The 361-nt window shown below is 51.5% G+C and carries 1 protein-coding gene; it reads left to right on the forward strand.

Annotation, left to right across the window (positions count from 1 at the left end; genetic code table 11):
• On the forward strand, positions 1–361 hold a 361-nt coding region (locus tag QTN94_RS20600), incomplete at both ends, for a hypothetical protein (protein WP_331428705.1).

Below are 361 nucleotides of genomic sequence, written 5' to 3' on the forward strand. Positions count from 1 at the left end.
CGGTTATCGTGACCGCAACCACGGACAGTAACCACGTTAACGACCAGTCAGCCAGCGCGACGGGTATCATCAAAGACGATCTGGTCAAGCGCGAAGATGGCACTAAAGTGGACGCAGATGCACCAGATCTTCTAGTGAGCGGCGGCGACAAAGCGGTTGAAGGCGAAGAAACGTGGTTGAACTACGAAGTCTCGTTGAGTGGCGACGCATTTGGTGATGTAGCGGCTAAGCTTGATATTACAGGTACAGCTTCAGATGCGGACTTGGGTCGCATTCAAATCAAACTTCCAAACGGTCAATGGCAGAATTACGATGAGACGGACGGTTTCCTAGTACCTGATTCAGGTGTGGTGAAGGTTCG

The organism is Vibrio sp. M250220 (assembly GCF_036533795.1).
In the GTDB taxonomy this organism is placed as follows: Bacteria; Pseudomonadota; Gammaproteobacteria; order Enterobacterales; family Vibrionaceae; genus Vibrio.